Origin of the sequence: Methanofollis formosanus (assembly GCF_019633745.1) — an archaeon.
Classification (GTDB): Archaea; Halobacteriota; Methanomicrobia; order Methanomicrobiales; family Methanofollaceae; genus Methanofollis; species Methanofollis formosanus.
On record NZ_CP037968.1, the window covers coordinates 647,194 to 670,852 of the forward strand.

Genomic DNA, 23,659 nt, shown 5'->3' on the forward strand with positions numbered 1-23,659 from the left:
AGAAATTATATGTAAAGATGAAGATCACTATTCTGGTTAGTCTCTTCCCCCCAAAATGGCTCGCTGGGACAGAGATTGCAACATATTACATGGCAGGGCATCTCGCACAACGCGGACATGAAGTGCATGTGATCACTTCTTGGGATGAGGATCTCCCTAAAGAGAGTTATGAAAAAGACTTTTACATTCATCGATTACCAAGAGTTAGAGTCCGCTTTGTCGGTGCGTTCATCTTCTGGGCTGATATTGTTAGGACAATACAGAAGATCAGTCCAGACATCGTCCATGTCCAGAGCCTTGGTATTGCGTTTCCGGCTGTAATCTCGAAAAAAATACTGAGAATTCCCTATGTTGTTTGGGGACAGGGGTCAGATGTATATCTCCCAGACTGGTTCACGAAACTGACCTCAAAAACCATCATAAAAAATGCAGACGTAGCAATCGCCTTGACTAGCAACATGAAGGAGGCCATGAAAAATATATATAACCGCAACATGGCAGTTGTGCCAAACGGGATCGAATTGGAGGGTTATATAGACAAGTCACCAATGCAAAAGGTAAAATGCCGCGAAAAGATAGTCCTTTTTGTCGGTCGCCTGCACCCCATCAAAGGAGTTCGGTACCTCCTTCTTGCGATGCAGATTCTTCATGAGGAGATGCCTGACACGAGGTTGATCCTCGTCGGAGACGGTGAAGAGAGGAATTACTTGGAAGAGTTGACAGATCGCCTTGAGATGAGGGGGTGGGTGGATTTCGTTGGGAAGGTTCCGCACCAGAGGATCCCTGACTACATGTGTAAAGCAGATATTTTTGTCTTGCCCAGTCTGTCAGAAAGTTTTGGAATCGTCAATATTGAAGCAATGGCCTTTGGCCTACCCGTTGTTGCAACACGGGTGGGGGGATTACCAGATATTATCGAGGAGGGAGTAAATGGATATCTGGTTGAAGCGAAAAAACCGGATCAGATTGCACATAAATTGTTGATTCTTCTGCAGAACAATACAATAATGGAAGAGATATCAATCAATAATATAAGAAAAGCAGAGATGTTTACATGGGACAAAGTTACTGAAACCATAGAGGGAATTTACTTAGATTGCCTTAATAATAGGCCCTGTAGAATTAGGAATGAGGCGAAAGCACGTCTTAGGCACACCGAATGAAAATCTTCCACACCCGATCCTCAAGGTGATTTTCATGGTAATTCTTTAATCAAAACCAAAATAATCGGTAGTGCCCCAGAATAGAACTGAAAATCTATTTCAAAAATCTGATCGTATTCTGTCAAGCAGTGTCCTTTATTTATAACAGAAACTTGCACAGAAGGCTCTGTAGAATTGCTCATGAAGCGAAAGCACGCCTCAAGCATATCAAATGAAAATCTTTCATAGCAGATCTTCAGGGTAATTTTCATAGTAACTCCTGATCACAACCACACGGATCTCGTTGTGGACTGCTTTGGTGATGTTGCAGTAAATGTTCCAGAATGTACTGACCAGACTTTCCAAAGATGTCGGAGAGTACCGAAGAAAGTTTAATGGACGCGGATTCCAGAGAACGATGGATCCGGTTCTTGAGACGGGTACGGTTTTGAACCAGGTTCTCCCGCGCCCGTGTGAGATTTCTCAACTCACGATCATCTTTCGGAAAGATCCGGGACGGTTTGATCAGATTGTTCAGGGTAAGTTCAGCGATCCACTGAGCATCAATGACGTCAGTCTTCCTGCCAGGAATATTTTTGATCAGGTACGGATTCGCAACGATCACCGGTACGCTGTCTTCAAGCGTAGAGTAGATCGAATACTAGTACATACACTCCTGTGGACTCAACGGCAACAACTTCACACCCATGATCTAAGATCCAATCATTTTATGCAAGAAGGTCTTGTGGACATCGATCCCACAAACTTTCCTTCGTTGAAGTGACATAGGCCTCTCCCAGGGGAGAGAGATGTCCCTCAAAGGCAATTTACCATTCGCGTTCGAAGACACACGTATGCTTTTGAAACGGACATAAAGCTAGATTTTACAACGGGATTCAGATCCCACAAACCTGACAGTTTGCTCTCCCCATGAAACACCAAAGAAACCAGGACACACATCAGGTTTTTCATCCCGCATGCTTGAGTCAGGAGTTCATGCCCGATTCTACAGGGCCTACTAAATATCATTTGTAGACTACAGCTCCACTTGAATATACTAAATTCCGAGGCTTGAGGTCAGACTGAATTTGATCAAAACCATATATGACACTACTGCGAACTCTATCTCTATCAAGACAGATATATCTGTTTTCAATAACATTTTGTCGCCCCACAAAGACATATCCCCCTGTAGTCGGGGGATATAACCTTCCAAATACGTCTGATAAAGGAATAAGACCATATCCCCATAACTCACATTCTCTCTGAACGTCCGAATAGACTGGAGAACCAGTAATCCTAAAAGTGGATATCCATTCACAGGCAGCAACATCTTCACTGGGTACTCTTTGATTAAGAAAATAATATGTGCTATTTGAGAAATATTGAGAATGATCTATAGATTGATCGATCTCTAAGACAAGATTATTACTCCGTTCTGTTACCTCAAATATCGCACCGGAATTGAACAAAAAATATGGCACAAACACAAGCACGAGGCAAACTGATATAATTTTTTGTTTATTAAGACTTTGAATGTTAAAATGTCGGGAGATCCATTCAATCAAGTATACTAGACCAATAACACATAACGGCGAGATAAAAATTAAAATAATATGGTAAATTCGATCCAAGTTCAGACTACTTGCGAAAAAGGGCAATGTCATCGACATAAAGAGAATTATCATACCAACGATCTGAAACAGAGTCAATTCTGGGCGAGATCGCTTCCTCACATATCCTGAAAGAACATAAACAAAACCCAGCAAGATAAGGATCTGAGTACCAAGTTGCCATATATGGCCTATAGCATGCCAGAAGGGCAGGTCGAAGAGACCAATGCCCAATGCTTTGTCAACATTAGGGTCTATTGCACTTGGAGAAAATAACTCATTTTCTATTCCTTGAATAATCCCCTGAACTATACTAACAGATGCCTCTAAGGTCTTTGATAATGAAATGTATACATACCATGAAAAGGTCATTATTACTGCAAAAACAATCACCAATAATTTGATACGATTTATCTTCCTATTGGAAATAAATACAATGATAGAAACGACTATAATAAAAAAAAGAGACATATATGCCAATGAATAATGGGATACAACTATGGAAGACATCCATATAATAGAGACTATCCCTAAAGTATCTAAGACTTGAATTCTTCTCTGGATCGGAGCGTATTTTTCCAAGATTTTCAGGCTAATATCCTCTCCCAGAGAACTTTGCCGCTGGGTGAAGATGAGCAGGGGGTGGCACCTCCTCCAGTTAAATAATGTAGAGACACCTTCATGAGATTCCTTCTGGACTGATCCGCCACAAGAGCGATTCTCAGCCCATGAAGTTATTCCCTGTAGGCGTGAATCTAGGAGGGACTGGCATCTCCTTTGTGGTAGAAACAATGTAAGTAGCAGTAAGACAAGATACAACTCTGCAACCTGCTGTCTCGGCAACCAAGTTAGCACCAAAAAAAATGCATAAAATGACATGAATAAACAAACTGAAAAAAACGAAAATTTTGGCTTGATCTGGGTTCTAAATAAATGATAAAGAGCAACAGGAACCAATGCAAAAAATATTGAGAATATTACTTTATACACAAATATAGTGTTTATGCCAAGGAGAACCGAATACACGGTCGGTAAAATTACCGTACTGAGCATGGTATTACACGTATATGGATATATGCTGGGATCCCAATAGGCATTAACTTCGGTGAGTTTCTGGAAAAATAATTCAACATGAATATCAGTGCCACCCACATATGGAGATGTAAGCGTACGGTTTAAGAGAAGAGTCAAACCAATGATAAAAAGTGTGAGTGCATAGTGCCTTTTCTTGAAGAATTTATCGAAAGCAATAAGTGAAACAGTCACAGAAATCAAAAACATTGCAGTTACTGAAAAAATGCTCCAAATGTAATACCTTACTGCGAACCCTCCAATAATCCCTAATAAAAGGATCAATAATAAAAAGGAGCCTTGAGGTGAGAAGAGTAAGACAAAAGATCCACTAAGATCAATGGGAGATTTATATCCTGCAGGGCTCACCACAAACGATATAATAAACAATATTATAACCACAACGTTTATGCTCACCAACAGCGGGGTGATTGATATTGGCCTATTGAGCCCAAACAGTGGGCCAATGAGATTTACAAAAAACCCAAGGAACATCGCGATAGCAACACTGAACCCTACAGAATAGAGTACTGTTTTAGAAGGGCATTTAAATTTTAGATCTAGAATATGGAAGATCAATAAACCCGGTACAAAGGTCACAAGGAAGAAACCAAAGACTTGTCGATATATGGGAATATCTAGAACTATTGATATATCGGCCATAATTACAGTAAACGCCAACACAAGAGGAAAGGAAATATGATTAGTAATATCCATTTGTTCACCGCTTACCTACAGATCTCCAATATTAAGAGAGAATTCAAATCAATCACAATAGATCAACACTAATAATTTGTAACGCTTCCTATGATTCCACCTGCGAAATTTCTTCAAACACTTCTTTCCACCGAGCAATAACATGTTCGAACGTAAAATTCTCCTCCACAAACTGCCTCCCGTTCTCTGCGATCTGTTCCAGATCTGGAGAACTCAGCGCCCGGATCACATTTTCTAAAATGCATTCTGGAGAATTGTTCTCCATTATAAACCCTGTCTTCCCATCCACTATAACATCCGGTATCGCCCCGACCGGTGTCGCAAGCACTGGGGTACCACAGGCCATGGCCTCAAGCATGATGTTGGGGAGCCCCTCGGTGTAGGAAGGGAGGACTAGGAGACGCAACTGGTTCAGGTATCTAGGGAGGTCATCATGTGAGATCCAACCATGGAGGTCAACGCGGGTGGCGATACCATCATCCTGTAGGGAGGTCTCAATCGCCCCCTTCAACTGCCCGTCCCCACAGATGAACACGCGGAGATCCCGCCTGTTGCTGAGAATGGCAGGGAGGGCCCAGGTAAAGTTCAGGACGCCTTTCTCCCCGCTCAGCCGCCCGATGTAACCGATGAATATGGGACGGTCAGACAGAGAAGTGATGAAGTCGAAGTTGTTGAAGTCGAGGAAGTGTCGGTGGGCAATGAGAATCTTGTGGTGGTAAGGCTCGAGGTGCCAGTCTGAAATAAGTCTTGAGGAGTACAGAATAATTCTACTGGCCAGAAAATAGTTTATTTTAGAAAACAAAGTAACGATTAGAGATAAGAAATCTGACTGGTACCTTATCACAGATTCACTCGACGAAGATAAAACCATAATAACTGGTTTCCCTATAATCTTTGCAAATATTGAACATGGTAACAAAGCATCTGCGCAAATCGGAAAGATCCAACAATCAACATTCCTTGATAATTTGATCATACGATAGTTTATTATAAACTGAGTCATTGTATAGTTGTAGATCCTAGTAATTACATTAGAACCTGAGATATGACATATTGATTCAAAGTTAATTCCCTTTAATTGCTGACAAACGTCAAGCCCTGCATTCCCCGTAACAACATGGACTTGATTCGTGAAGCAGAGAGTTATTTTCAGCATATTATATAATGGTATTTTACTTGCGTCCCCTATTGGAAAAGTAACAATACCTACTCTAAAATTATGCATTTTGATCATCCATAGTTACGGAACACAGACCAATGAGACATTCACAATAATTCATTGTATACATCCCCCATACATTGCCTCCACCTGTTTCACAATCTTCTTCCATACAAGATACTCCTCAATATACCACCTCCCTACCTCAACCATCTTTCTATTCACATCAGAGTGTTCAAGAGCAGATCTGAGCGTCTCGCTCAAGCCAGCCACATCCCCATACCGAACAAGATACCCACCCCCCGCCTCCTCGATGATCTCACCGCACCCACAGTCATCAGTCACGATCACGGGCGTGCCGCAGAGCAGCGCCTCGAAGGGAACAAGACCAAAGATCTCATAGATTGAAGGATAGACCAGAACATCAGCGTCCCGATAAGCAGCCTCAAGGGATGAAATGTATCCTATAAATTTCACCGTACATGGAATGCCGAGTTGCTCCACGAGGTTCTCAAGAACCGATCGATACCCATCTTCCGGGCCGACAATGACCAGTGCGACATCATCCCCCGTCCAAGTCTGAAGGAAGGAGTGGAACGCACGTATGAGAAAGTCTATACCCTTCCGTTTGTGAATCCGCCCGACGTACAGGATGACATGTTTTTGATGGATGTCATACTGCTCCCTGAACTGCCCCGCAGGGGGAAGATCCGTGAACGACCTCACATCGAAGCCGTTCAGGATCACAGTGATCTTTTCATCAGGGATTCCGACCTGCTTGAACTGTTCTGCTTCGGTTCTAGAAACAGCGACGATCTGTGAGGCATCTTTCAGCATCCTGTTTCCCCAGATCTCATCGTAGAACTTTTTCTGTCCTTTTTTTTCGATTATTCGAGGTAGAGAACCATGGGGCTGGAGAACATATGGGATATTATATTTCTTAGCATAATGACATGTAGCGATTGCTTGAAACGAGCGATACTCATGGATATGAACAACATCAAATTCTTTTACGATCTTTCGTAAACTTAGAGCCATTCCAGGGGCTATTGCCAGGTTCTTGGCGGCTAAATTGTTGCTAAGATTCCTGAATCGGCATATATTTATTCCCTCCATATGCGTCACTGACTCATTAATCCTTGATTGCGAATTTAACGTATCTGTTGTAAATACCGTTACCTCGTGGCCCCTCTTTGTAAGTTCCTTTGATACTTCATAAGACACCTTTACTGCTCCGCCATATGAATACGCTGGGGGAAAACTGGATATCACCTGCAGTATCTTCATCATGAAGCCCCCCATTTCCTCGCGACAATGATGCAACACTTACCAAAGATGCAAACATTCTTCCTCAGATATTCACTGTTAAATATCGGGAATTCGGCAGTTTCAGTATTTACTATTGTAAAACCAGCCTTCTCAATCATTTTTTTCCATCCTGAGGGAGAATGAGAATGTAAGTGTGTAGGTGAGAGACCCAAACAAATCCTGATCTTCTCGAAGATACCTGGGCCAGGAAATATGAATATCCCCCCCCCTTTGAGCAGATCATAGCAAGTATGAAGAGCAGTCTCACAATCGGTTCTATTAAGGTGCTCCAGGATATCCAGGGCAGTTATTACATCATACTTGGTTTCACCACAAAGATCCATGAGGTCATTAGTAGAGCCGTGTAAAATATTAATTGAGGCATCACTTTGGAATCTTGTGCGGCAGATGCGGACAGAATCATAATCAGCATCAACACCGCATATTTTTTTAAATTTTTGCTTTTCTAAACTGATTGTTTCCCCTGTGCCCACCCCAACGTCGAGAAGCGTCTCTCCTTCAGGGATGTATGAGTCAATAATTCGGAGTTTTTTGTATCCTATACTCTTGGGATCTGAATACTCTAAAGATAGTCTCTCAAAATTAACCTTATACAAATCCATATTCAGTCCCTCCTCATGCTAACCAAGTACGTATACCCATATGCAAATCCTCGTGCAGATACAACTAGAGGATAGAGACACCAAGAAACGTCCCTATCAATTATTATTCCTTTTATCATCCCTTTTGTACCAAGTATAAAATGTTCGTAAAAAATATCCTTAAAAGAAAGTCCCATAAACTGAAATCCATGCTTTGTAAATGTTTTTGCGCCCGAAAATTGCTTCCTTACGAATAGTCCAAAGGTTCTCATAGTGTCATGATAGACTGGATCCTTAAGATAAACAACACAATATCCCAAATTTTTCAGTTTTTGAGCCCATTCAAAGTCCGCTCCCCAGTGAATTGATGGATTGATCCCACCTATTTCTTCCAAACATGATCTTAAAAATAGGGAGTTGCCACCCCCGTATAAACCAATCTTATTGGCTATACGGTGCTCAATAAAAATCCGGTGTAAATTTGTTTGATATAATCTGGCAAAAAGTGATGAGTTTGGTGGAGCAATAAGTAAAGGCCAAACAGTACTAACATTGGAAGCAAAGTTAAAATATCGAATCGCTTCTCTTAACCATGTTTTATGGGGGATTATTATATCTGAATCAAAAAGTGCGATGACCTCTCCACTTGCATGTTTAAATCCTGTTTGACAAGCACTTCCATATGTTCCTTGGTCATATAATATTAAATCAGCAAAATTTTTTGCAATTTCTATGGTCTTGTCTTTGGAATAACCATCAATAATGATTATTTCAATATCTGCATAATCTTGATCCTTAATGCTACTGAGACATGCATCTATAGTATCTTCATTGTTCAGAGTTGGAATGCAGAATGATATTTTTGGTGGGTTATCCAGATCAATATTCTTCTCCTTTGATTCGGACCCTTGATCTGCAATAATAATATAGTCTAAACTTTGCTGCTGAATATCGACATCCATACTAATGAGCCTCCTTTTGTAATCCCAGTGAAAAGGATCTAACAAGTGAACATTTGATTCTAAAACTCCTATATTCGACAAAAAGGCCCACTGAAAAATTTTCCTTGTTTACATCTGTTTTAGCCATACGATTACCTCAAATTTTGATGAACATCTCAAATACAACCTTATAGGCCGCCACCGCCACACTAGGCCCCATATGCCCCTCGAAGAATGAACGCCCGGCCCCCCCAAAGGAAGAGGCGATCGCCGGATCCTCCTTCAGTGCTATGATGGCCATTTTCAAACCCTCGATATCACAGGGATCGACGACGATACCGCACCCGGCCTCCCTCACGACCCGTGCTGTCTCAGATTCTGGGTCCACCAGGGTGACAACCGGCTGGCCCGCGGCTAGGAGGCTGATCAGTTTACCGGGCATGCAGGGGGCCTTCATCCGCTCGTCAAGAGAGATCAGGGATAGGTCTGAGGAGCGGACAAGGTCGAGATACTGGTCCCTGGGGAGGAAAGGACGAAGCCTGACATTAGTGATCTCCTCGGTACGGATGCGCTCCTCCAGGTGGGAGCGGATCATACCGTCGCCCACGATAAAGAAGACGATATCTTTGTGACCCTGAAGGGCCTTTGCGACATCAAGGATGTGGTCGATGCCCTGGAAGGGAGAAAGGATGCCTGCATAGGAGATCAGAAATTTATCTTCAATACCTTCCTTTTCCTTGAAGATTCGGATTTGTGTACCGCTGTCGAGCGAGACGGCATTGTAGATATGAGAGACCCGCTTGGGGTCGGCTCCCCGTGCCACGACATAATCGACGCCTCCCGGAGAGAGGACGGTCAGATAATCTGCATTGGTGTAGGCTGCCCGTTCGATGTGCGCCAGAACCCGAATCGCCAGAGGGTTTGTCAGGAAGCCGACATCGGTGAGCTCCTGCGGGTGGAAGTCCTGGATGTTGAGGACAAAGGGCGTCCCGTCGTAGTGCTTGATCCATTTTGCGAGATAATAGAGAGGCAGGGGAGGGAGCATCATCAGGCAGACATCAAACTTTTTCTTGAGCTGGCGGAAGGTCCGGTAATAATAGAGAGGCAGGTAGAAATGCTCCAGGCCACGGACGAGAATCCTATCGCGGTTTGAGGGATGCCTGCACCGATGGATATGAACCCCCTCGATGATCTCGTCGGTGGGTACATCCTGATCCCTATCAGAGACGTCCATCGTGTACCTCCTGGGATAGGAGGTGATGACATCGACCTCATGGCCATGGGCGGCAAAGGCACGGGCCAGGTCATAAGAGATATGCGAGGTGCTCCCGATCTCCGGGACAAAGTTTGAGACCACAAGGAGGATCTTCATATCCAGACAGCTCCTACCTCACCGGCTCTCTGATCCCGGCCCAGGTATTGCTCAACTTCGCTGTCCCGAGGATCAACTTCAGCACCCTCCACGAGGTGTCAGGGATCTGGTACTCAGCAGGGATCTCTGTCTCAGCACGCTCCTGTCCCTCAGCCATCACCAGACCGACTGCATCCAGCACCGTATCGACATCAAGGCCGGTGAGAATGATACTCCCGGCGTCAAGCGCCTCAGGCCGTTCCATCGCCTCGCGGATCGTCGCCGCAGGGAAAGAGAGGTCGGCAGATTCCTCGCTGATCGTCCCGCTGTCTGAGATGGTGCAGAGGGCATGCATCTCCAGGTGGACATAGTCGAAGAAGCCGAAGGGTTTCAGGAAGCGGATCCGGGGATCCATCTCCACCTCTTGAAGAGCCTCCAGCCGTTTTCTCGTCCTTGGATGGGTGGAGACGATGACCGGGACATCGTGGCGCTCTGCAAGACGGTTCAGCACGGCCAGGATCTTCTCCAGGTTCTCAGGGTTGTCGACGTTCTCCTCGCGGTGGATGCTCACGACAAAATATCCCTTTTTCTGGAGGTCGAGTTCCCTCAGGATCTCCGAGGCGTCAATCCTCTCCCGATAGTAGGTCAGTACCTCGTACATCGGGGATCCGGTGAGATAGATCCGCCGGTGGGGCAACCCTTCTGAGAGAAGGTGGCGGCGGGCATGCTCGGTGTAGACCAGGTTGAAGTCCGCGATATGGTCGATGATGCGGCGGTTGATCTCCTCAGGCACGTTGAAGTCAAAGCACCGGTTCCCGGCCTCCATATGGAAGATCGGAATCTTCAGCCGCTTGGCCATGATCCCGGCAATGCTGCTGTTCGTGTCCCCGAGAATGAGGACGGCATCGGGCTTTTCCTTTCTCAGAACTCCCTCGATCTTGATGAGGGTGTCCCCGAGCACCGTTCCCAGCGAACCGGTGTCGACCTGGAGGAAATAGTCAGGTTTCCTGATCTCCAGGTCCTTGAAGAAGACCTCGTTGAGTTCATAGTCATAGTTCTGGCCGGTATGGACGATGATGTGCTGGACATGTCGGTCGAGGAGGACCATGACGCGGGAGAGCCGGATGATCTCGGGCCTCGTGCCAAGGATGGTCATGACCTTCAGTGGACTTTTCTCTGTCATTTCAGACCGCCTCGTAGAAGGTATCGGGATCCGTGGGATCGAAGAGTTCATTTGTCCAGAAGAGAGTCAGGACATCGGTGGCCCCAACATTGGTGATATTGTGCGTGTAATCGATCGGGATGTCGACAAAAGACGGCCTGGAGCCCTGGACATGATATTCTATGATCTGATCGGTCCCGATCCTCCGGAGGCGGATCACCGCCTCGCCCTGGATCACACAGAACCGTTCGATCTTCCGGATGTGGAGATGGTTCCCTCTCGTGATCCCCGGCTTCGTCACCGAGAAGAACACCTGCCCGCCAGAGAGGTCCTTGAGCACCTCGGCAAGATAGCCGCGGTCGTCGGCGTGGACTTCGGGATAGACAGGGAAGTGATCGGGCTCGATGAAGGACCTGAAGGTGTTGAAGAGGGCGGTGTCGAACGGTCCGTTCAGGTCGGGGATGATGTGGCGGTCGAGGTACCATTCCTTGAACTCGCAGAGACGAGCGAGGATCTCGCTCACCTTCCTCTCTGCCGTGGCCTCCAGAGAAACCACCGGCAGATCATAGGCACCATTGATAGCCCTGAAGATCTCTCGAACAAGATCCTGAACATAGATAAGAGGAAGCGACGCGTCCACCTTGATCTCTGGTTCCTGGCCACGGGTTAACTGGTGGCAGAAGGTCGCTACGACCGAGTTGTAGAACGGCCGACCGAAGGGCCCAAAGACATTCGGGATGACAAGGCACGTACAGCGTGCATTGTTCTGTTCTGCCCACGCAGCAAGGAGGCGAACACCTTCGCGTTTGGACCGCCCGTAGGCATTGTCCCGCTCCTCCTGAATGGAGGAAGAGAAGATGATATGAGGGCTACTCTCTGTCTTTTCAAGCACCTCGATCAACTCATGCACCAGTCTGACATTGGTCACATAGATCTCGTCGTCAGGACCCCGGTTCATCGCGGCAAGGTGGACGATGGTGTCGCACTGCCGCACGAACTCCTCCAGTTGATTCGGGTTCTCGAAATACGCGGCGTCGAAGGGGACGACCTCGACCTCGTCGCCATGAAGACGCAGGTACTGGGTGAGATGATACCCGATGAAGCCTGACTGGCCGGTGATCCCGACCTTCAGCACACTCATAAGGCGACGTCCTGAGATTCTTTCAGAGACACCAGAGCCTCCCCGCTATGGTTTTTCAGGGCAAGTTCTTCCTGGATCTCCTTCAGGGAGAGGATCAGTTGTTTTGTTTCTTCGAGGGACAGACGCTGAGTGTTTGCAGAGGTGTAGCCTTCCTTGGGGAGGGGGATGTCCTTACCATCGGTGAAGTACTTTTCATAATCGATTTTTTCGAGGTTCCGGATGGCATAATAATTTTTATACTCCTCTGCCTTCATGAGCTCTTCCTGCGTCACAAGAGTCTCATGCATCTTCTCCCCTTCACGGATCCCGATAACGTCGACACTCAGATTAGACCCAAAGATATCAAGCATGGCCTGGGCCATGTCTGTCACCGTCGCCGCAGGAGATTTCCTGACGAAGATATCCCCGTTCTCCCCGTGACTCAGGGCAAAAAACACAAGGTCAACTGCAGTCGGCAGGGGGAGCAGAAACCGGGTCATGCTTGGTTCTGTAATGGTCAGGAGATGGTGATTGCGAATCTGCTCGGCGAAGAGAGGCAGGACAGAACCTCTGGAGTACATAACATTCCCGTACCGGACGCCACAGAATATCGTGTCTGAGCGAGTACTCCGTGCCTTCGCAAGCATCAGTTTCTCCATGAGGGCCTTTGTCATCCCCATGGCATTTATCGGGTACACCGCCTTGTCGGTGCTTAAGACCACGACTTTCTTTACCTTATTCTCTTCAGCCGCGTCGAGGACGTTGGACGCCCCGAAGACGTTGGTTTTCACCGCTTCATAGGGGAAGAACTCACAACTGGGAACCTGCTTTAATGCGGCGGCATGGAAGACATAATCCACGCCTTTCATCGCTTTGCGGACGGAATCTTTGTCCCGCACGTCCCCGATAATAAAGGTGAGTTTGGGGTTCTGGAAGTGGTTCCGCATGTCGAACTGCTTCTTCTCATCCCGGCTGAAGACAACGACCTCCCTCGGGTCGGATTCGGAGAGGATCCTCTCGACGACCTGATGGCCAAAAGATCCGGTGCCGCCAGTGACCAGGATGGTCTGATTGTCCAGAAAATGACTTACTTCCATGATTCTGCCCCATTAAGTACACAAAAATTGAACAATCTGTTTTCCGCTATGTTCATCGCCAAATGGATTTCTCCACCCTGGATCCAGAGACATCATCCGCTGAGACGCACTCATGATCCGGTCCGGGTTCGTCCCTGCGAGGACATTGCATCCGATCGTCAGTGTCTCTGGCCGTTCGGTATCGTCCCTCAAGGTGACACAGGGTACGCCAAGGATACAGGCCTCTTCCTGTATGCAACCGGAATCGGTGAGGACAAGCTTTGCATTGACCTCCAGTTGAAGGAAATCAAGATACCCGAAGGGCTTTGTCACGGTGATCCCCTCGAGGGAGAGGCCAAATACCCGGATCTTTTTCTCTGTCCTGGGATGAACCGGAAAGATAACAGGAAGAGAAAATTCGGTGGAGAGTGCACGAAGAGCAGTCAGAATATCCTCCAGACGTTCTTTTTTATCTACATTTTCTGCCCGGTGAGCAGTGACCAGAATATAGCCCTTCGGGGTCAGGTGTAGATCATCGAGAACAGTGGAGGATTCTTGTGCAACCGTCAGGATCTCTCGAACGGCACTGACGATTGGATCGCCGGTGCGAATGATCTTAGTACTGTCGATCCCCTCTTTCAGAAGATTTCCCTGTGTGAGCTCATTCGGGGTACAGAGACAGTCTGAGATATGATCAATAATGATGCGGTTGATCTCCTCAGGCATCATTCGGTTATAACTTCTCCGTCCTGCCTCTATATGGCAGATAGGGATGTGCATTTTTGCAGCGGCCAGGGCGCCTGCAAGGGCTGTATTGGGATCGCCAAGAACCACCACATGATCTGGAGATCCTATCTGGAGTACCTTTTCTATTCCGGCAAGCATCTTTCCAGTCTGCTCGCCATGAGAACCCGAACCGACGTCCAGACGATATTTTGCGTCGGGGAGATGGAGTTCCTCAAAAAAGATCCGGTCCATCTCGTACGAGTAGTGCTGGCCGGTGTGGAGAATGAAGTAGTCAACCCCCTGACGCTCACACTCCCTGATGATCGGGGACATCTTGATGATCTCCGGCCGCGTGCCGAGGATGATCGCGATCACACCGACACCTCCCGCCGAGACTGCGTGCCCCTCATAATCAAAACAAGCGAGTTGAGGATCAAACCCGTGGTCATCAGAAGAAGACCAAGAAGAAGCGCAGAAACCCCCATCATGAAGACGATGTAGTGGAACTGGTCGGTGCGAAAGAACTCAGAGAAAGCATAGATGCCGGAGCCGATGCCGACACAGGTAAGGAGAAAGCCGGGAACCCCAAAGCTGAGCATCGGTCGCTTGTAGCCGATGAGCCCGACAATCGTGGCGAGCACCCCGAAGCCGTGGGAGAGGGGGTTCATCTTGTGCTGGTTCGGGACGTCGTACCGCACCGAGATCGGCACCTCGGTGATGCCAAGGCCGCGGGAGGCGAAATGGGCGATCATGTCGGACTCGACCGCATACCCTTCTGAGGCGAAGTCAAGGTTCTCGAGGGCCTCCCTGGAGAGGGCGCGGAAGCCCGACTGAGAATCGGTGGTCGGGCAGGCACTGCCCACGTTGGTGGCGAAGGTGAGCACCTCCTGGCCAAGCCGACGGTAGGCCGGGACCTCGGCTTTTGTGTCCAGGAAGCGAGAGCCGATGACGAGGTCGGCCTCGTCGGCAAGGACCGGGGCGAGAACGGCCGGGATCTCGGCGGGGTCGTGCTGGCCGTCCGCATCCATCATGACGACAGCGGCGAAGTCGAGTTTTCGGGCGCACTCAAAACCTGCCATCAGGGCCGACGCCTTGCCCGAGTTTGTGGGCATCCTGAAAACGTCAGCACCGGCCAACCGGGCGATCAGGGCGGTGCGGTCATCCGAGCCGTCGTCGACAACGATGACGGCGTCGGCATGCTGCCGGGCGCGGAGGACGACAGTGCCGATGACGAGTTCCTCGTTATACGCCGGCACGACGACCGCCACCCGCCGCCCCCGATAAAGAGACCTCTCCTCGGGCAGCGCCGGAGGCTGAACCGACGACGACGCCCCCATCCCCAGACTCTCAGCAGACCATGCTATCGTTCTCACCTCCGTGTGCACCCCTTCCCTGGAAGCCGTCGGCTCGCAATGTCGACAGCCTCGGCTCTAAAATCAGGGCAGATGATCGGGGAAACGCAGAAAATGATTCCCCCAATTGTATGAAAGGCGTTTTTCCGATCAAAGATTCTAGCATATGAATATATAATAGTTATTATTTTTGGGGACCGAATTGGATGAAAACGCTCCGGTCACCCCGAGAAACTATTCAAGCAAGAATATCGGAGATCATCGGCATTCAACAGAGCATGAAGAATCATATCAGAATATAATATCAGGAAAATTTCAGAAAAAGATATAAAACTATTAATAGGACCAGATGCAGGTATCGACCCGCCCCCATGAAACCCGGCATACGGGGGGAGGCGCGCCGACCGATCAAAAACGCAAAATAAGCCCCCTAAAATTTCTCAGATGACTTCAGGTATCACCCGCCCCCTGATCGGCCATCAGGGGGCGAATATGAGCCTGCGATCCTGGCCGCGTTCCGTGAAAAAACGGCGATCCTTTGAGATCTCAGGATCTCTTCATTTTGGGCCCGGATCAGCCCCCCCGGAACCCCATCAAAGCCCGATATGGCCGTATTTTCACCTGACCCGATCCGCCCCCTCCAGTTCAGGCACCGGACCGTACGCGGCCACATACCCGGCCACCGCATGCGGCGCCCCGATGAGGAGACGGCGGGCGGTGTGGTAGACACTTGGCTGTTTCCCGGGATCGACGGCCCGCATCACCGAAAGAAGCACGCCCACCAGCGGCGCCTGGTGCTCCTCGGCCATCCGGTCGAGGGCGCCGAAGACTTCGAGGGCGCTGACCGTGTTGTACTCGTTCACCCGGCCGAGGCGGCCGAGCACCCCGGCGAGATACTCCCGGCCTTCCGGCGTCTCAAGCGAGAGCCGCCGGTTCCTGGCAAATCGGCCGAAGAGTGCACGCTGGTCGTTGGACTGCTCGATGTGGAAGGACGGCGAGGCCGCCACCCGCTGCACCAGATCGAGGGCGTCAGGTGCGGACGAACCGGCGACGACGGCAAGGAAGGTCTCCCAGGAGACCGGGTGCTCCTTTGCCTCCGCCTCGAAGGCGTCGAGCACCGCACGCCGGTCAGGGGCCGAGGAGTCGAGGTACGCGGCGAAGGCCGCGATCCGGTCGGTGGCGCACGCCGCACCCTCGAACTGCTCCCTGACGAGTGCGTGGATCTCAGAGGTGTCGAGGGCGGCGAGCACCTGCAGGACGGCGTTCTTCACCTGCCGTGCCTTGATCGCCGCCGGACTCCGGTCGGCCGGCGCCGCGGCGTACCGGCGGTAGAGATCAAGAAGACGCTCCCGGTGAGCGGCCGCGATCCCCCGCAGCAGACGCACCCGGGCATCATGGAGGGCGGTGTACCGGTGGGCATACCGGGGATCGGTCACCGACTCGAAGATGGTGAGGAACTGCCCGCCCGCCCGACGCATCAGGTCGTCTTCGGCGGCGAGGTCGGCATAGAGCGTGCAGAACTCGGCCGACGGCACCGCCGCGGGGTCGGCAAGCAACCCGAGCATCTCGGCCTCCGCACACCGCTGGAAGGCAGAGAACCTGGCGATGAGGTCGGGGTCGGTTCGCGCCTGGAGGAAGAGCGCCGGGGGCGCGGCGTCGTCGGTCACCCGCCCGTAGAAGGTGTAGCCGCGGTTGACCGAGAGATAGGCAGGGGCGTCGACGTCCTCGAAGACCACCGTCTCGTGCCGTTCCCCGACCAGGTGCGTCTGCTCCGCGAGGTCGACGCCGTCTGCCCCGACCAGGGCCACGGTCAGCGGGAAGATCCAGGGCTCCGAACCCCCCTCCTGGTCGAGCGCGAGCGTGCAGGTGCGCTGCGCAGGATCGTACCGGTGCGTCACGCGCACCTCCGGGTACCCGGTCTGCTTCAGCCACCCCTCCGCCATCCCGGCAAGATCGCACCCCGCGACCTCCTCCATCGCCTCCAGCCAGTCCTGCCTCGAAGCGTTCCCGTGGGCAAACCGGCGGTGATATACCCCGAGCCCGCGGGCGAACATCTCTCTCCCCACCACCGTCTCGACCATCCTGACAAACTCAGGCGACTTCACATAGGTGACCCCGTTGATCAACTCGTTGGGATCGTTGAAGCCGTCCGGCTCGATGGGCATCGAGGCCGCCCCCTCGTCCAGGGCGAAGGTGCCGGTCTCGGGATCGACGAGGTCGAGGACCGTCTGGAGACGGGCATACTCCTCGCCGAAGAAGAACCCGAAGTGCTCGTTCTCCACATGCACCGTCACCGCCTCGTTGAGCCAGATCTCGAACGGCGTCTTCCCGGTCACCTCGGAGCCGTTGAGGTTGTGATAGTACTCGTGGACCTTCACCCGCACCATGTACTCGTAGGCCCGGTCGGTCATCTGCGGGAAGGGCATCAGGCGGTTGGTGGTGATGGTGGTGTTGCCGACATTCTCCATCCCGCCGTAGTCGGAGTTCTGCATCCCGATCTCGCGGTAGACCGTGCCGGTGTAGGCATACCCCGGCGTGATCCTCTTCACCTCGTCGGCGAGTTCGGCCCGTAACGTCGCGACGCGTGCCCCGTCCCCCGCCACCTTCGCGAGGTCGCGTTCACGGCACCGCGCCATCAACGCCCGGCGGCGAGGAAGATCGCGGAATTGGTCGGGGCCGGTGAAGAGATAGACCCAGAGTACCCCGTCGGCAAGCACCTCCAGTGCCTCCGCGGCGGCCGCGGGGTCCGCACCCGGCGGGGCGAGGAGTTCGAGGGCGAAGGTCCGGCCGTCCGGGTACTCGAACTCGCGCCTGAAGGTCGCGTACGTCCCGACGCCCAGGAAGAAAAGGTACGGGGCCATCGGCGTGACGGTGTTCTCGAAGGTGACGACCGTGCGACCGTTCCCATTCGGTTTCGGGGCCGAGAGCGGGTCGCCGTTGGAGATGATGTTGGTATAGCGTTCGTCGGCGATGACCGTCGTCATGTAGGTGCACTTGGCGGTCATGTCGTCGAAGCACGGGACGATCCGCTGGAAGCCCCACTGCTGACACTGGGTGATCTGGGTCGGCGGGGCGCCGGCCGGGGTCACGTCGTAGTACAGGCCCTCCAGGAGGTGGTCGGAGGGACGGCACCGGGTGCGGGTGAGCAGGTGAAGGTCGGCGCCGGCGGGAAGAGGCGCGTCGAAGGTGAAGGCCAGGAGGTGTCCCTTCGTGTCGTACTCGACGCGGGCCGGGACCTCCTCGCACGAGGCGGCCAGCACCTCGAGGTCGCGGGCATTCAGTTCCAGCCTCTCGACCGGAACGTCTCGCACCCGCAGGTGCATCCGCGACCCCACCTCGGTCACCTCGTCGCCGACCGAGATCATGAGGTCCATGTGAAGGATGTCGACCGGCAGCTCGCCGAAATCTTCAGGATAAAAGGTAAAAAGGCGCGTCATCAGACTCACCCAGGATTGGATCCTGGGAACTATTATCCTTGCCCCTGCCGGGGAGGAGTTCTTATGAGGATATGACTTCGGGTTCATAACGATTTACTATAGAGGTCATCCCAAGACTCTCCAACCCTCCCCCTCCCAGAAGATAGCAATGGATGTGGTGGGGATATTCTCCCCTTTTCGTTGCGCAACCATGCATTCATGCCTTCCAACACCATCGCGCCGGGGGCTCTGCCCCCGGCGCGTATATTGAGGGAAGGCACGCCGATCAGAGAGGCCGCCCTCAATTGCAGAATCTTCCCCCCCATCTCGCACCGGGGGGCGAATGCCCCCCGGAACCCCTCTGCTATTCAGTGGTCCCATGTCCTTTGTTATCGTGGGGAACCACGAGAGGTCTATACTACCTACATCTCTTCATATTTACGGGACTGAGCCTCAAACCGTCGTTCCCCTCACGAGATCGTCACATCGATCCAATAATAGTTCCCGCGGTACTCGACGTACCGGTCAGGTACTTCAGCGGTCCGCGTGAATCTTTCGATAAATTCTCTGGCTTCTTGTGGGTCTTTGATCTTCCCCTCGGCACGGAGTTCTCCGGTAGGAAATGAATCTTCAGTTTCCAGGATCTGGAGTGCCGGATATTGTCTGAGGTCTTCGTCGGTGAGGTGGACGACGGTTCCGTTTCTGGCCTCGCTTTCATTGACCACGTGGGCGCAGACCAGATATGCACCCTCCCCGGTGAGGCCGACGATGAAGCCCAGAATATATGGAATGAGGATGATGATCCCGAGGCCGAGGATCAAGATCAGCGCAATCTTGTAATACGGTACTTTCTCTTCCTGTGGGGTTGGCATTTTATCTTTCCCTGCCATGATGGTAAAAGAAAAATTATTTTTTTATGCCCTTCATATGATGTTAACCTTTAACATCTAATCTGAGCATAATCCTTAACTTCTAACTTTGCGGCCTGAATGCTCTTTGCGTTGTCATGTGTGGCGTCGCCATGGTAATTATCTGATGAAAACTCATATGTATTGGCACCTTCAACGAAATTGCTCCACATGACTGTTCGGTGATACAGTCCAAGATCCCACCAACTGTAGGCCTGGTTATCTCCTCCTGTATTCTCATGATTTGCATCGAAAATATGGCCCAGTTCATGAATGGATATGCATCTTCGGCCGTGTTGTGAGCCAGTATAAAATGCGTCATCTTTCACCATTTGTGCCCATGCGTATCTACGGTAATCAATATGCTCTGCTCTAAAGCCCCATGCTAAACCCTGTATGCCGTCATTTTTGTCATATCCTCCAAGGTAGAGTGCAATATCTGCGGAATTATCGTTTAGATAGGTCGGAGGGAAATGATCTTTGAACATTTGGAGTGGATAGGTTGTTTTTCTTTGATCATTGGAGAGATCGTACCTTTTTGAGTCGTCATATTTTGCGACACAGAGAGACACTTTTATATCATCTCTACCGAAGTGCTGGTTTGCTGTAGCAATAATATCCTGTGCAGTTACTTTCCAGTTTGTACCTGCAAAATTGTAAAATCCGTTATCAGTAGCGAGGAGTATGTTGACGGTCGCTATTTGATCTCGATCCGTCGTCTTCTGTTTATCAAGGATCTCCCGGACAGCAGTTGAAGAAAGGACACCAGAAGGTGCTGGTAGGGGGCCTTCATCGATCATTACTGGTTCTGAGTCTTTAACGTCTTTTGAACTGTAAATTATATGCAATGGGGATTTTTTTTCTTCTGTTCTTGTGTGGGGTTCAACGGGAATGATCCAGAAAGTTTCATCTCCCAAGGTTACACTCCCTATGATTGCATCATCGGAAATGGTAATCAGGACGTTGCTGTTTTTCATCCCCTGGATTGTACCTTCATATGAATCTATTCCGTCATCGATCTGTTCGAAATTCATTCGGGCAAGGGTTGTGTCATAGGTTGTTCCATTTATTCGTAATGGGAGAATTGATCGCACTTTCTTGTTTAGAGTAGTATGATCAAAGGTAACAAGGTCGTATTTCTGTACGTTGGTGGGTATCAATAGTTCTTCAGGGTGTTCAATTGTGTCTGCTGTTAAATCTGAAGAGGATTCTTGACATGGGATAACATATGTACACCCTTCAAATTCAAATCTCAGATCATTCTCAAGAGATTTATTCTGTTCTAGATCCAGTCTTTCTGCACTCACAGGTGCAAGCACCATGCACACTAGCAACAAGCTGGTGAACAAAGTGGATGAATACCATTGTCTTGTTCGTTCCATGTTCGGCAACTCCTTTCGGATAGTTTCCTCAGGCATGGCGTAGGTTTTACATGGACGAACCTCATACATCACCATGCCTCAGGGCTACATGGGAGTCTGGGGAGGTTGGAATCCAGAACCCAGACTTCTATGGGACACATTTTGATGTATCCACTTTCCCAGTTGGATATAATGTAATATATAATTTCTAATCAGATCAGCTAATTGTTGGAGGATTTTTCGGTTATTGAGGTCATCCAAAAACTCTCCGGCCGTATCCACACAGAATATAGTGATGGACGATGGTTAAGAGATCCTCACCTCTTTGGAGCGCGACCATGCATCCGTAGCCTTTCCAAACGCTTGCACCGAGGGGCGCTGCCCCCGAGAACACCACATGAAGAGGTCATCCCAAAACTCTCCGGGCCTGACATGTGATCTGAAGATGTTTCTGAAGTACGGCGTCGTTCAAGTGATTGCTGCCGCCCCACCCCAATCCTCGCCGTGGGGGGGTCCGGGGGGTCTCCCCCCGGCGGGAGAAAACAGATTAACAGTCCTTGTCCTTCTGGTGGGGCGGCACGTCTGATCATTCTATCACGCCTTCCCACATCTTCACGCCGGGGGCGCTGCCCCCGGATCCCCGGGATGGCGATTGAAACGAGGAAGGCAGAGGAATAATCGCTGAGAATAGTCTCGATCCCGTGATTTATCGAACCACGGCTACTTCCGGGATATGCTCAAAGATTATACATGGAAGGAACCATCGAAGATCCTGAAGAGAAGAGTATCATCCCCCGCCTTATGCTGAGAAGGAGGGACCGGGGAGCGGCACACCCCCCGACAGAATCGATCCTTATTTTATCTATGTTGCAGGAGTGCCTTGACCCGTCCGAAGGGAACGTCGGGTGCCGCAATGAGACACAGAACACCGTCGTCATCGTCGGTGACCAGGAAGGTTCCGGACCTGGTCTCAAGCGTGAAGTCAGAGACCGCACCGATCCCGAGGACGTCCGCAAGGTCGCGGGCGGTTCCTAAGGCCGAACAGAGCGCATGCTCGTCCAGGTCGGCAGGTCGCCGTCCGGCAAGGACCTCAAGCCCTCCGGCACCGCACCTGCCCACCATCATGATCCCGGCATCAGACCACGACGGAACTGGTGGCGGCCGGCTCTGGACCGGTGGAGCGGCCACCGGCGTCGGCTCGGCCTTCCGGCCTGCGATCTGGACGCCATGCTCCGTGCACCATTCCCGGGCGGCCGAGAACTCCTCCGTCGTATACCGACAGAGGGTCAGATCGACCGCCTCTTGAGAGAGGAGATATTCCCGGGCCGCGTTGCCGCGCAGGACCACCCCGCCTGACCTGAACCAGTAGGCGAGCACCTCGCCCTTCCTGACCAGGAGAAACCCGTTCCCTCCCTGGACCTCAACCGCAACCTTCCCGACGAACTTGCCGGTGTGGGAAAATATCCACGTGAGCGGGGCCTGCATCGTGCCAAGACTGGCTCCTTCAGGGAGTTCCACTGTCATACCACTGATGTAATCAATTCTATGTTCTTCTTCATCTCGTATCTGACCCGCCCCTGATTGGCGCCCGGGCCGAGAAGGACCGCAAGCACCGAACCGTCCTCGATGGGCATGACCAGGAGACTTCCCGTCGTCCCCTCCACGATGGCCCCGCCATACCGCTCGGTCTCCAGTCCGCCGGCGAGCCGGTCCCAGGAGGAGGCCGCCCCATGAATCAGGGGGGCGGCACCGTCCCAGTCTGCCTCGCCGGCCTGACCGAGCACCTCGCCCTCAGGCCCGACCAGGGCGGCACCGACCGCCCCGCCGACCAGCAGTTTTTTCAGAACAAAGGTGAGCATTCCAACCATCAAAAAACCTCTTCAATGCCCGAAAGTTCCAGAATCCTCTTTCTAAGCCGGGTGGCGGCCTCGGTGCTGAGGACCGGCGTCACCGCCGCGTGGCAGGCCTCTGCCAGGGCGGGGAGGTCGGCCCGGGTCAGCCCGGACGGACTCTTCTTCAGTGTCTTCTTCGCACACCTGGAGAGGAGATACCCGGCCGAAGGGCCGATCTCCTCCTTCAGCGCCGCGAGTACCTCGTCGTCCAGCGGCATCCAGGGACCACCTCACTCGTTGTCTTCACGGGCAAGGGCGTCGAGGACCCGGTACGAGTTGATCATCCTGTTGAAGGATGCGGCGAGGTCCCCGATCTCGTCGTTGCTCATGACGTCGACCTCTGCTTCTTTGAGGTCGCCCATCGAGACGTGTCTGGCCACCTCGGAGAGTTGCGTGATAGGACTTGTGATGCTGCTTGCAAGGAAGAAACTCCACATCACCACGATCGCAAGAGTCGCCAGGGTCAGGACAAAGACCGTCCCCTGGAGACCAAGGACTTCCACAATCCCTCCGGTGTCTCCCGCCGCCATGATCCCGAGCAGGATGACCGGGATCACCGCGACAAAGAGCATGCTCGCGAAGAGTTTGTAGAAGATGGGGATCTGGAGGGTGAGGCTCCTTCCCCGTGTGCCGGACTTGGCCATACCTTCCATGGAAGATTATTCTGCAGTTTAGTATTTAAAAATTCTGAATTGAGTTATCGGCCCACAGTGCATTCAAACCCAAATCAAAAATAATTTCC

At 51.1% G+C, this 23,659-nt stretch carries 21 protein-coding genes; 1 reads left to right on the forward strand and 20 read right to left on the reverse strand.

Annotation, left to right across the window (positions count from 1 at the left end):
* Nucleotides 1–17 precede the first annotated feature (17 nt).
* Nucleotides 18–1,163 (forward strand): glycosyltransferase family 4 protein, encoded by a 1,146-nt coding sequence (locus E2N92_RS02905; RefSeq protein ID WP_220682204.1) that lies wholly within the window; start codon nt 18–20, stop codon nt 1,161–1,163.
* A gap of 32 nt (nt 1,164–1,195) precedes the next feature.
* On the opposite strand, the gene E2N92_RS02910 is transcribed toward E2N92_RS02905, so the two are convergent.
* The 20 genes from E2N92_RS02910 to E2N92_RS03005 form a co-directional block, all read right to left on the reverse strand.
* Entirely contained in the window at nt 1,196–1,414 is a 219-nt protein-coding gene (locus E2N92_RS02910) for a hypothetical protein (protein WP_220682205.1), read from the reverse strand.
* Nucleotides 1,411–1,797, reverse strand: a complete 387-nt coding sequence (locus E2N92_RS13775; protein WP_425515763.1) for an IS110 family transposase — start codon at nt 1,795–1,797, stop codon at nt 1,411–1,413. The genes E2N92_RS02910 and E2N92_RS13775 overlap by 4 nt, the downstream gene beginning before the upstream one ends.
* Nucleotides 1,798–2,167: 370 nt before the next feature.
* Nucleotides 2,168–4,543 (reverse strand): DUF2206 domain-containing protein, encoded by a 2,376-nt coding sequence (locus E2N92_RS02920; RefSeq protein WP_220682207.1) that lies wholly within the window; start codon nt 4,541–4,543, stop codon nt 2,168–2,170.
* Nucleotides 4,544–4,631: 88 nt separating this feature from the next.
* Nucleotides 4,632–5,387, reverse strand: a complete 756-nt coding sequence (locus E2N92_RS02925) for a glycosyltransferase family 4 protein (RefSeq protein WP_220682208.1) — start codon at nt 5,385–5,387, stop codon at nt 4,632–4,634.
* Nucleotides 5,388–5,819: 432 nt separating this feature from the next.
* Complete coding sequence (locus tag E2N92_RS02930; protein ID WP_220682209.1) at nt 5,820–6,989, reverse strand: glycosyltransferase family 4 protein; 1,170 nt, start codon at nt 6,987–6,989, stop codon at nt 5,820–5,822.
* Complete coding sequence (locus E2N92_RS02935; protein ID WP_220682210.1) at nt 6,989–7,633, reverse strand: class I SAM-dependent methyltransferase; 645 nt, start codon at nt 7,631–7,633, stop codon at nt 6,989–6,991. The genes E2N92_RS02930 and E2N92_RS02935 overlap by 1 nt, the downstream gene beginning before the upstream one ends.
* A 2-nt stretch (nt 7,634–7,635) precedes the next feature.
* Nucleotides 7,636–8,574 (reverse strand): glycosyltransferase family 2 protein, encoded by a 939-nt coding sequence (locus tag E2N92_RS02940; RefSeq protein ID WP_220682211.1) that lies wholly within the window; start codon nt 8,572–8,574, stop codon nt 7,636–7,638.
* 136 nt (nt 8,575–8,710) lie between these two features.
* On the reverse strand, nt 8,711–9,925 hold the full coding sequence (locus E2N92_RS02945) for a glycosyltransferase family 4 protein (protein ID WP_220682212.1): 1,215 nt from the start codon (nt 9,923–9,925) through the stop codon (nt 8,711–8,713).
* Nucleotides 9,926–9,938: 13 nt separating this feature from the next.
* Entirely contained in the window at nt 9,939–11,087 is a 1,149-nt protein-coding gene (gene wecB / locus E2N92_RS02950; RefSeq protein WP_220682213.1) for a non-hydrolyzing UDP-N-acetylglucosamine 2-epimerase, read from the reverse strand.
* Nucleotide 11,088: 1 nt separating this feature from the next.
* Nucleotides 11,089–12,207: a polysaccharide biosynthesis C-terminal domain-containing protein gene (locus E2N92_RS02955; protein ID WP_220682214.1), complete on the reverse strand. Its 1,119-nt coding sequence runs from the start codon at nt 12,205–12,207 to the stop codon at nt 11,089–11,091.
* Nucleotides 12,204–13,283 (reverse strand): polysaccharide biosynthesis protein, encoded by a 1,080-nt coding sequence (locus tag E2N92_RS02960; RefSeq protein ID WP_220682215.1) that lies wholly within the window; start codon nt 13,281–13,283, stop codon nt 12,204–12,206. The genes E2N92_RS02955 and E2N92_RS02960 overlap by 4 nt, the downstream gene beginning before the upstream one ends.
* Before the next feature lie 12 nt (nt 13,284–13,295).
* Entirely contained in the window at nt 13,296–14,363 is a 1,068-nt protein-coding gene (gene wecB / locus E2N92_RS02965) for a non-hydrolyzing UDP-N-acetylglucosamine 2-epimerase (protein WP_220682216.1), read from the reverse strand.
* Complete coding sequence (locus tag E2N92_RS02970) at nt 14,360–15,361, reverse strand: glycosyltransferase family 2 protein (RefSeq protein WP_220682217.1); 1,002 nt, start codon at nt 15,359–15,361, stop codon at nt 14,360–14,362. Before E2N92_RS02970 ends, wecB (E2N92_RS02965) begins: the two co-directional genes overlap by 4 nt.
* Before the next feature lie 596 nt (nt 15,362–15,957).
* Nucleotides 15,958–18,777 carry a M1 family metallopeptidase gene (locus E2N92_RS02975; protein WP_220682218.1) on the reverse strand — a complete coding sequence of 940 codons (2,820 nt, stop codon included), beginning with the start codon at nt 18,775–18,777 and terminating at the stop codon, nt 15,958–15,960.
* A 449-nt stretch (nt 18,778–19,226) separates the two neighbouring features.
* Nucleotides 19,227–19,628 carry a S1 family serine peptidase gene (locus E2N92_RS02980; protein ID WP_220682219.1) on the reverse strand — a complete coding sequence of 134 codons (402 nt, stop codon included), beginning with the start codon at nt 19,626–19,628 and terminating at the stop codon, nt 19,227–19,229.
* 68 nt (nt 19,629–19,696) lie between these two features.
* Nucleotides 19,697–20,986, reverse strand: a complete 1,290-nt coding sequence (locus E2N92_RS02985; RefSeq protein WP_220682220.1) for a M12 family metallo-peptidase — start codon at nt 20,984–20,986, stop codon at nt 19,697–19,699.
* Nucleotides 20,987–21,883: 897 nt separating this feature from the next.
* Nucleotides 21,884–22,549, reverse strand: coding sequence for a roadblock/LC7 domain-containing protein (locus tag E2N92_RS02990; RefSeq protein ID WP_220682221.1), 666 nt, complete (start codon nt 22,547–22,549; stop codon nt 21,884–21,886).
* On the reverse strand, nt 22,546–22,893 hold the full coding sequence (locus E2N92_RS02995) for a roadblock/LC7 domain-containing protein (protein WP_220682222.1): 348 nt from the start codon (nt 22,891–22,893) through the stop codon (nt 22,546–22,548). The genes E2N92_RS02990 and E2N92_RS02995 overlap by 4 nt, the downstream gene beginning before the upstream one ends.
* The gene (locus E2N92_RS03000; protein ID WP_220682223.1) at nt 22,893–23,135 is read right to left on the reverse strand and encodes a hypothetical protein; all 243 of its coding nucleotides are present in this window, start codon (nt 23,133–23,135) and stop codon (nt 22,893–22,895) included. Before E2N92_RS03000 ends, E2N92_RS02995 begins: the two co-directional genes overlap by 1 nt.
* A 12-nt stretch (nt 23,136–23,147) precedes the next feature.
* Nucleotides 23,148–23,570, reverse strand: coding sequence for a HAMP domain-containing protein (locus E2N92_RS03005; RefSeq protein ID WP_220682224.1), 423 nt, complete (start codon nt 23,568–23,570; stop codon nt 23,148–23,150).
* Nucleotides 23,571–23,659: the final 89 nt, after the last annotated feature.

Coding starts and splice junctions, on each gene's coding strand:
- E2N92_RS02945 (WP_220682212.1), bottom strand. CDS start 9,925: ATGAAGATCCTCCTTGTGGTCTCAAACTTTGTCCCGGAGATCGGGAGC.
- E2N92_RS02920 (WP_220682207.1), bottom strand. CDS start 4,543: ATGGATATTACTAATCATATTTCCTTTCCTCTTGTGTTGGCGTTTACT.
- E2N92_RS02940 (WP_220682211.1), bottom strand. CDS start 8,574: ATGGATGTCGATATTCAGCAGCAAAGTTTAGACTATATTATTATTGCA.
- E2N92_RS02980 (WP_220682219.1), bottom strand. CDS start 19,628: ATGCCAACCCCACAGGAAGAGAAAGTACCGTATTACAAGATTGCGCTG.
- E2N92_RS03000 (WP_220682223.1), bottom strand. CDS start 23,135: ATGCCGCTGGACGACGAGGTACTCGCGGCGCTGAAGGAGGAGATCGGC.
- E2N92_RS02935 (WP_220682210.1), bottom strand. CDS start 7,633: ATGGATTTGTATAAGGTTAATTTTGAGAGACTATCTTTAGAGTATTCA.
- E2N92_RS02960 (WP_220682215.1), bottom strand. CDS start 13,283: ATGGAAGTAAGTCATTTTCTGGACAATCAGACCATCCTGGTCACTGGC.
- E2N92_RS02930 (WP_220682209.1), bottom strand. CDS start 6,989: ATGAAGATACTGCAGGTGATATCCAGTTTTCCCCCAGCGTATTCATAT.
- E2N92_RS02955 (WP_220682214.1), bottom strand. CDS start 12,207: ATGAGTGTGCTGAAGGTCGGGATCACCGGCCAGTCAGGCTTCATCGGG.
- E2N92_RS02975 (WP_220682218.1), bottom strand. CDS start 18,777: ATGACGCGCCTTTTTACCTTTTATCCTGAAGATTTCGGCGAGCTGCCG.
- E2N92_RS02995 (WP_220682222.1), bottom strand. CDS start 22,893: ATGGTTGGAATGCTCACCTTTGTTCTGAAAAAACTGCTGGTCGGCGGG.
- wecB (WP_220682213.1), bottom strand. CDS start 11,087: ATGACAGAGAAAAGTCCACTGAAGGTCATGACCATCCTTGGCACGAGG.
- E2N92_RS02985 (WP_220682220.1), bottom strand. CDS start 20,986: ATGGTGCTTGCACCTGTGAGTGCAGAAAGACTGGATCTAGAACAGAAT.
- E2N92_RS02990 (WP_220682221.1), bottom strand. CDS start 22,549: ATGACAGTGGAACTCCCTGAAGGAGCCAGTCTTGGCACGATGCAGGCC.
- E2N92_RS02905 (WP_220682204.1), top strand. CDS start 18: ATGAAGATCACTATTCTGGTTAGTCTCTTCCCCCCAAAATGGCTCGCT.
- E2N92_RS03005 (WP_220682224.1), bottom strand. CDS start 23,570: ATGGAAGGTATGGCCAAGTCCGGCACACGGGGAAGGAGCCTCACCCTC.
- E2N92_RS02910 (WP_220682205.1), bottom strand. CDS start 1,414: ATGAAAATTACCCTGAAGATCTGCTATGAAAGATTTTCATTTGATATG.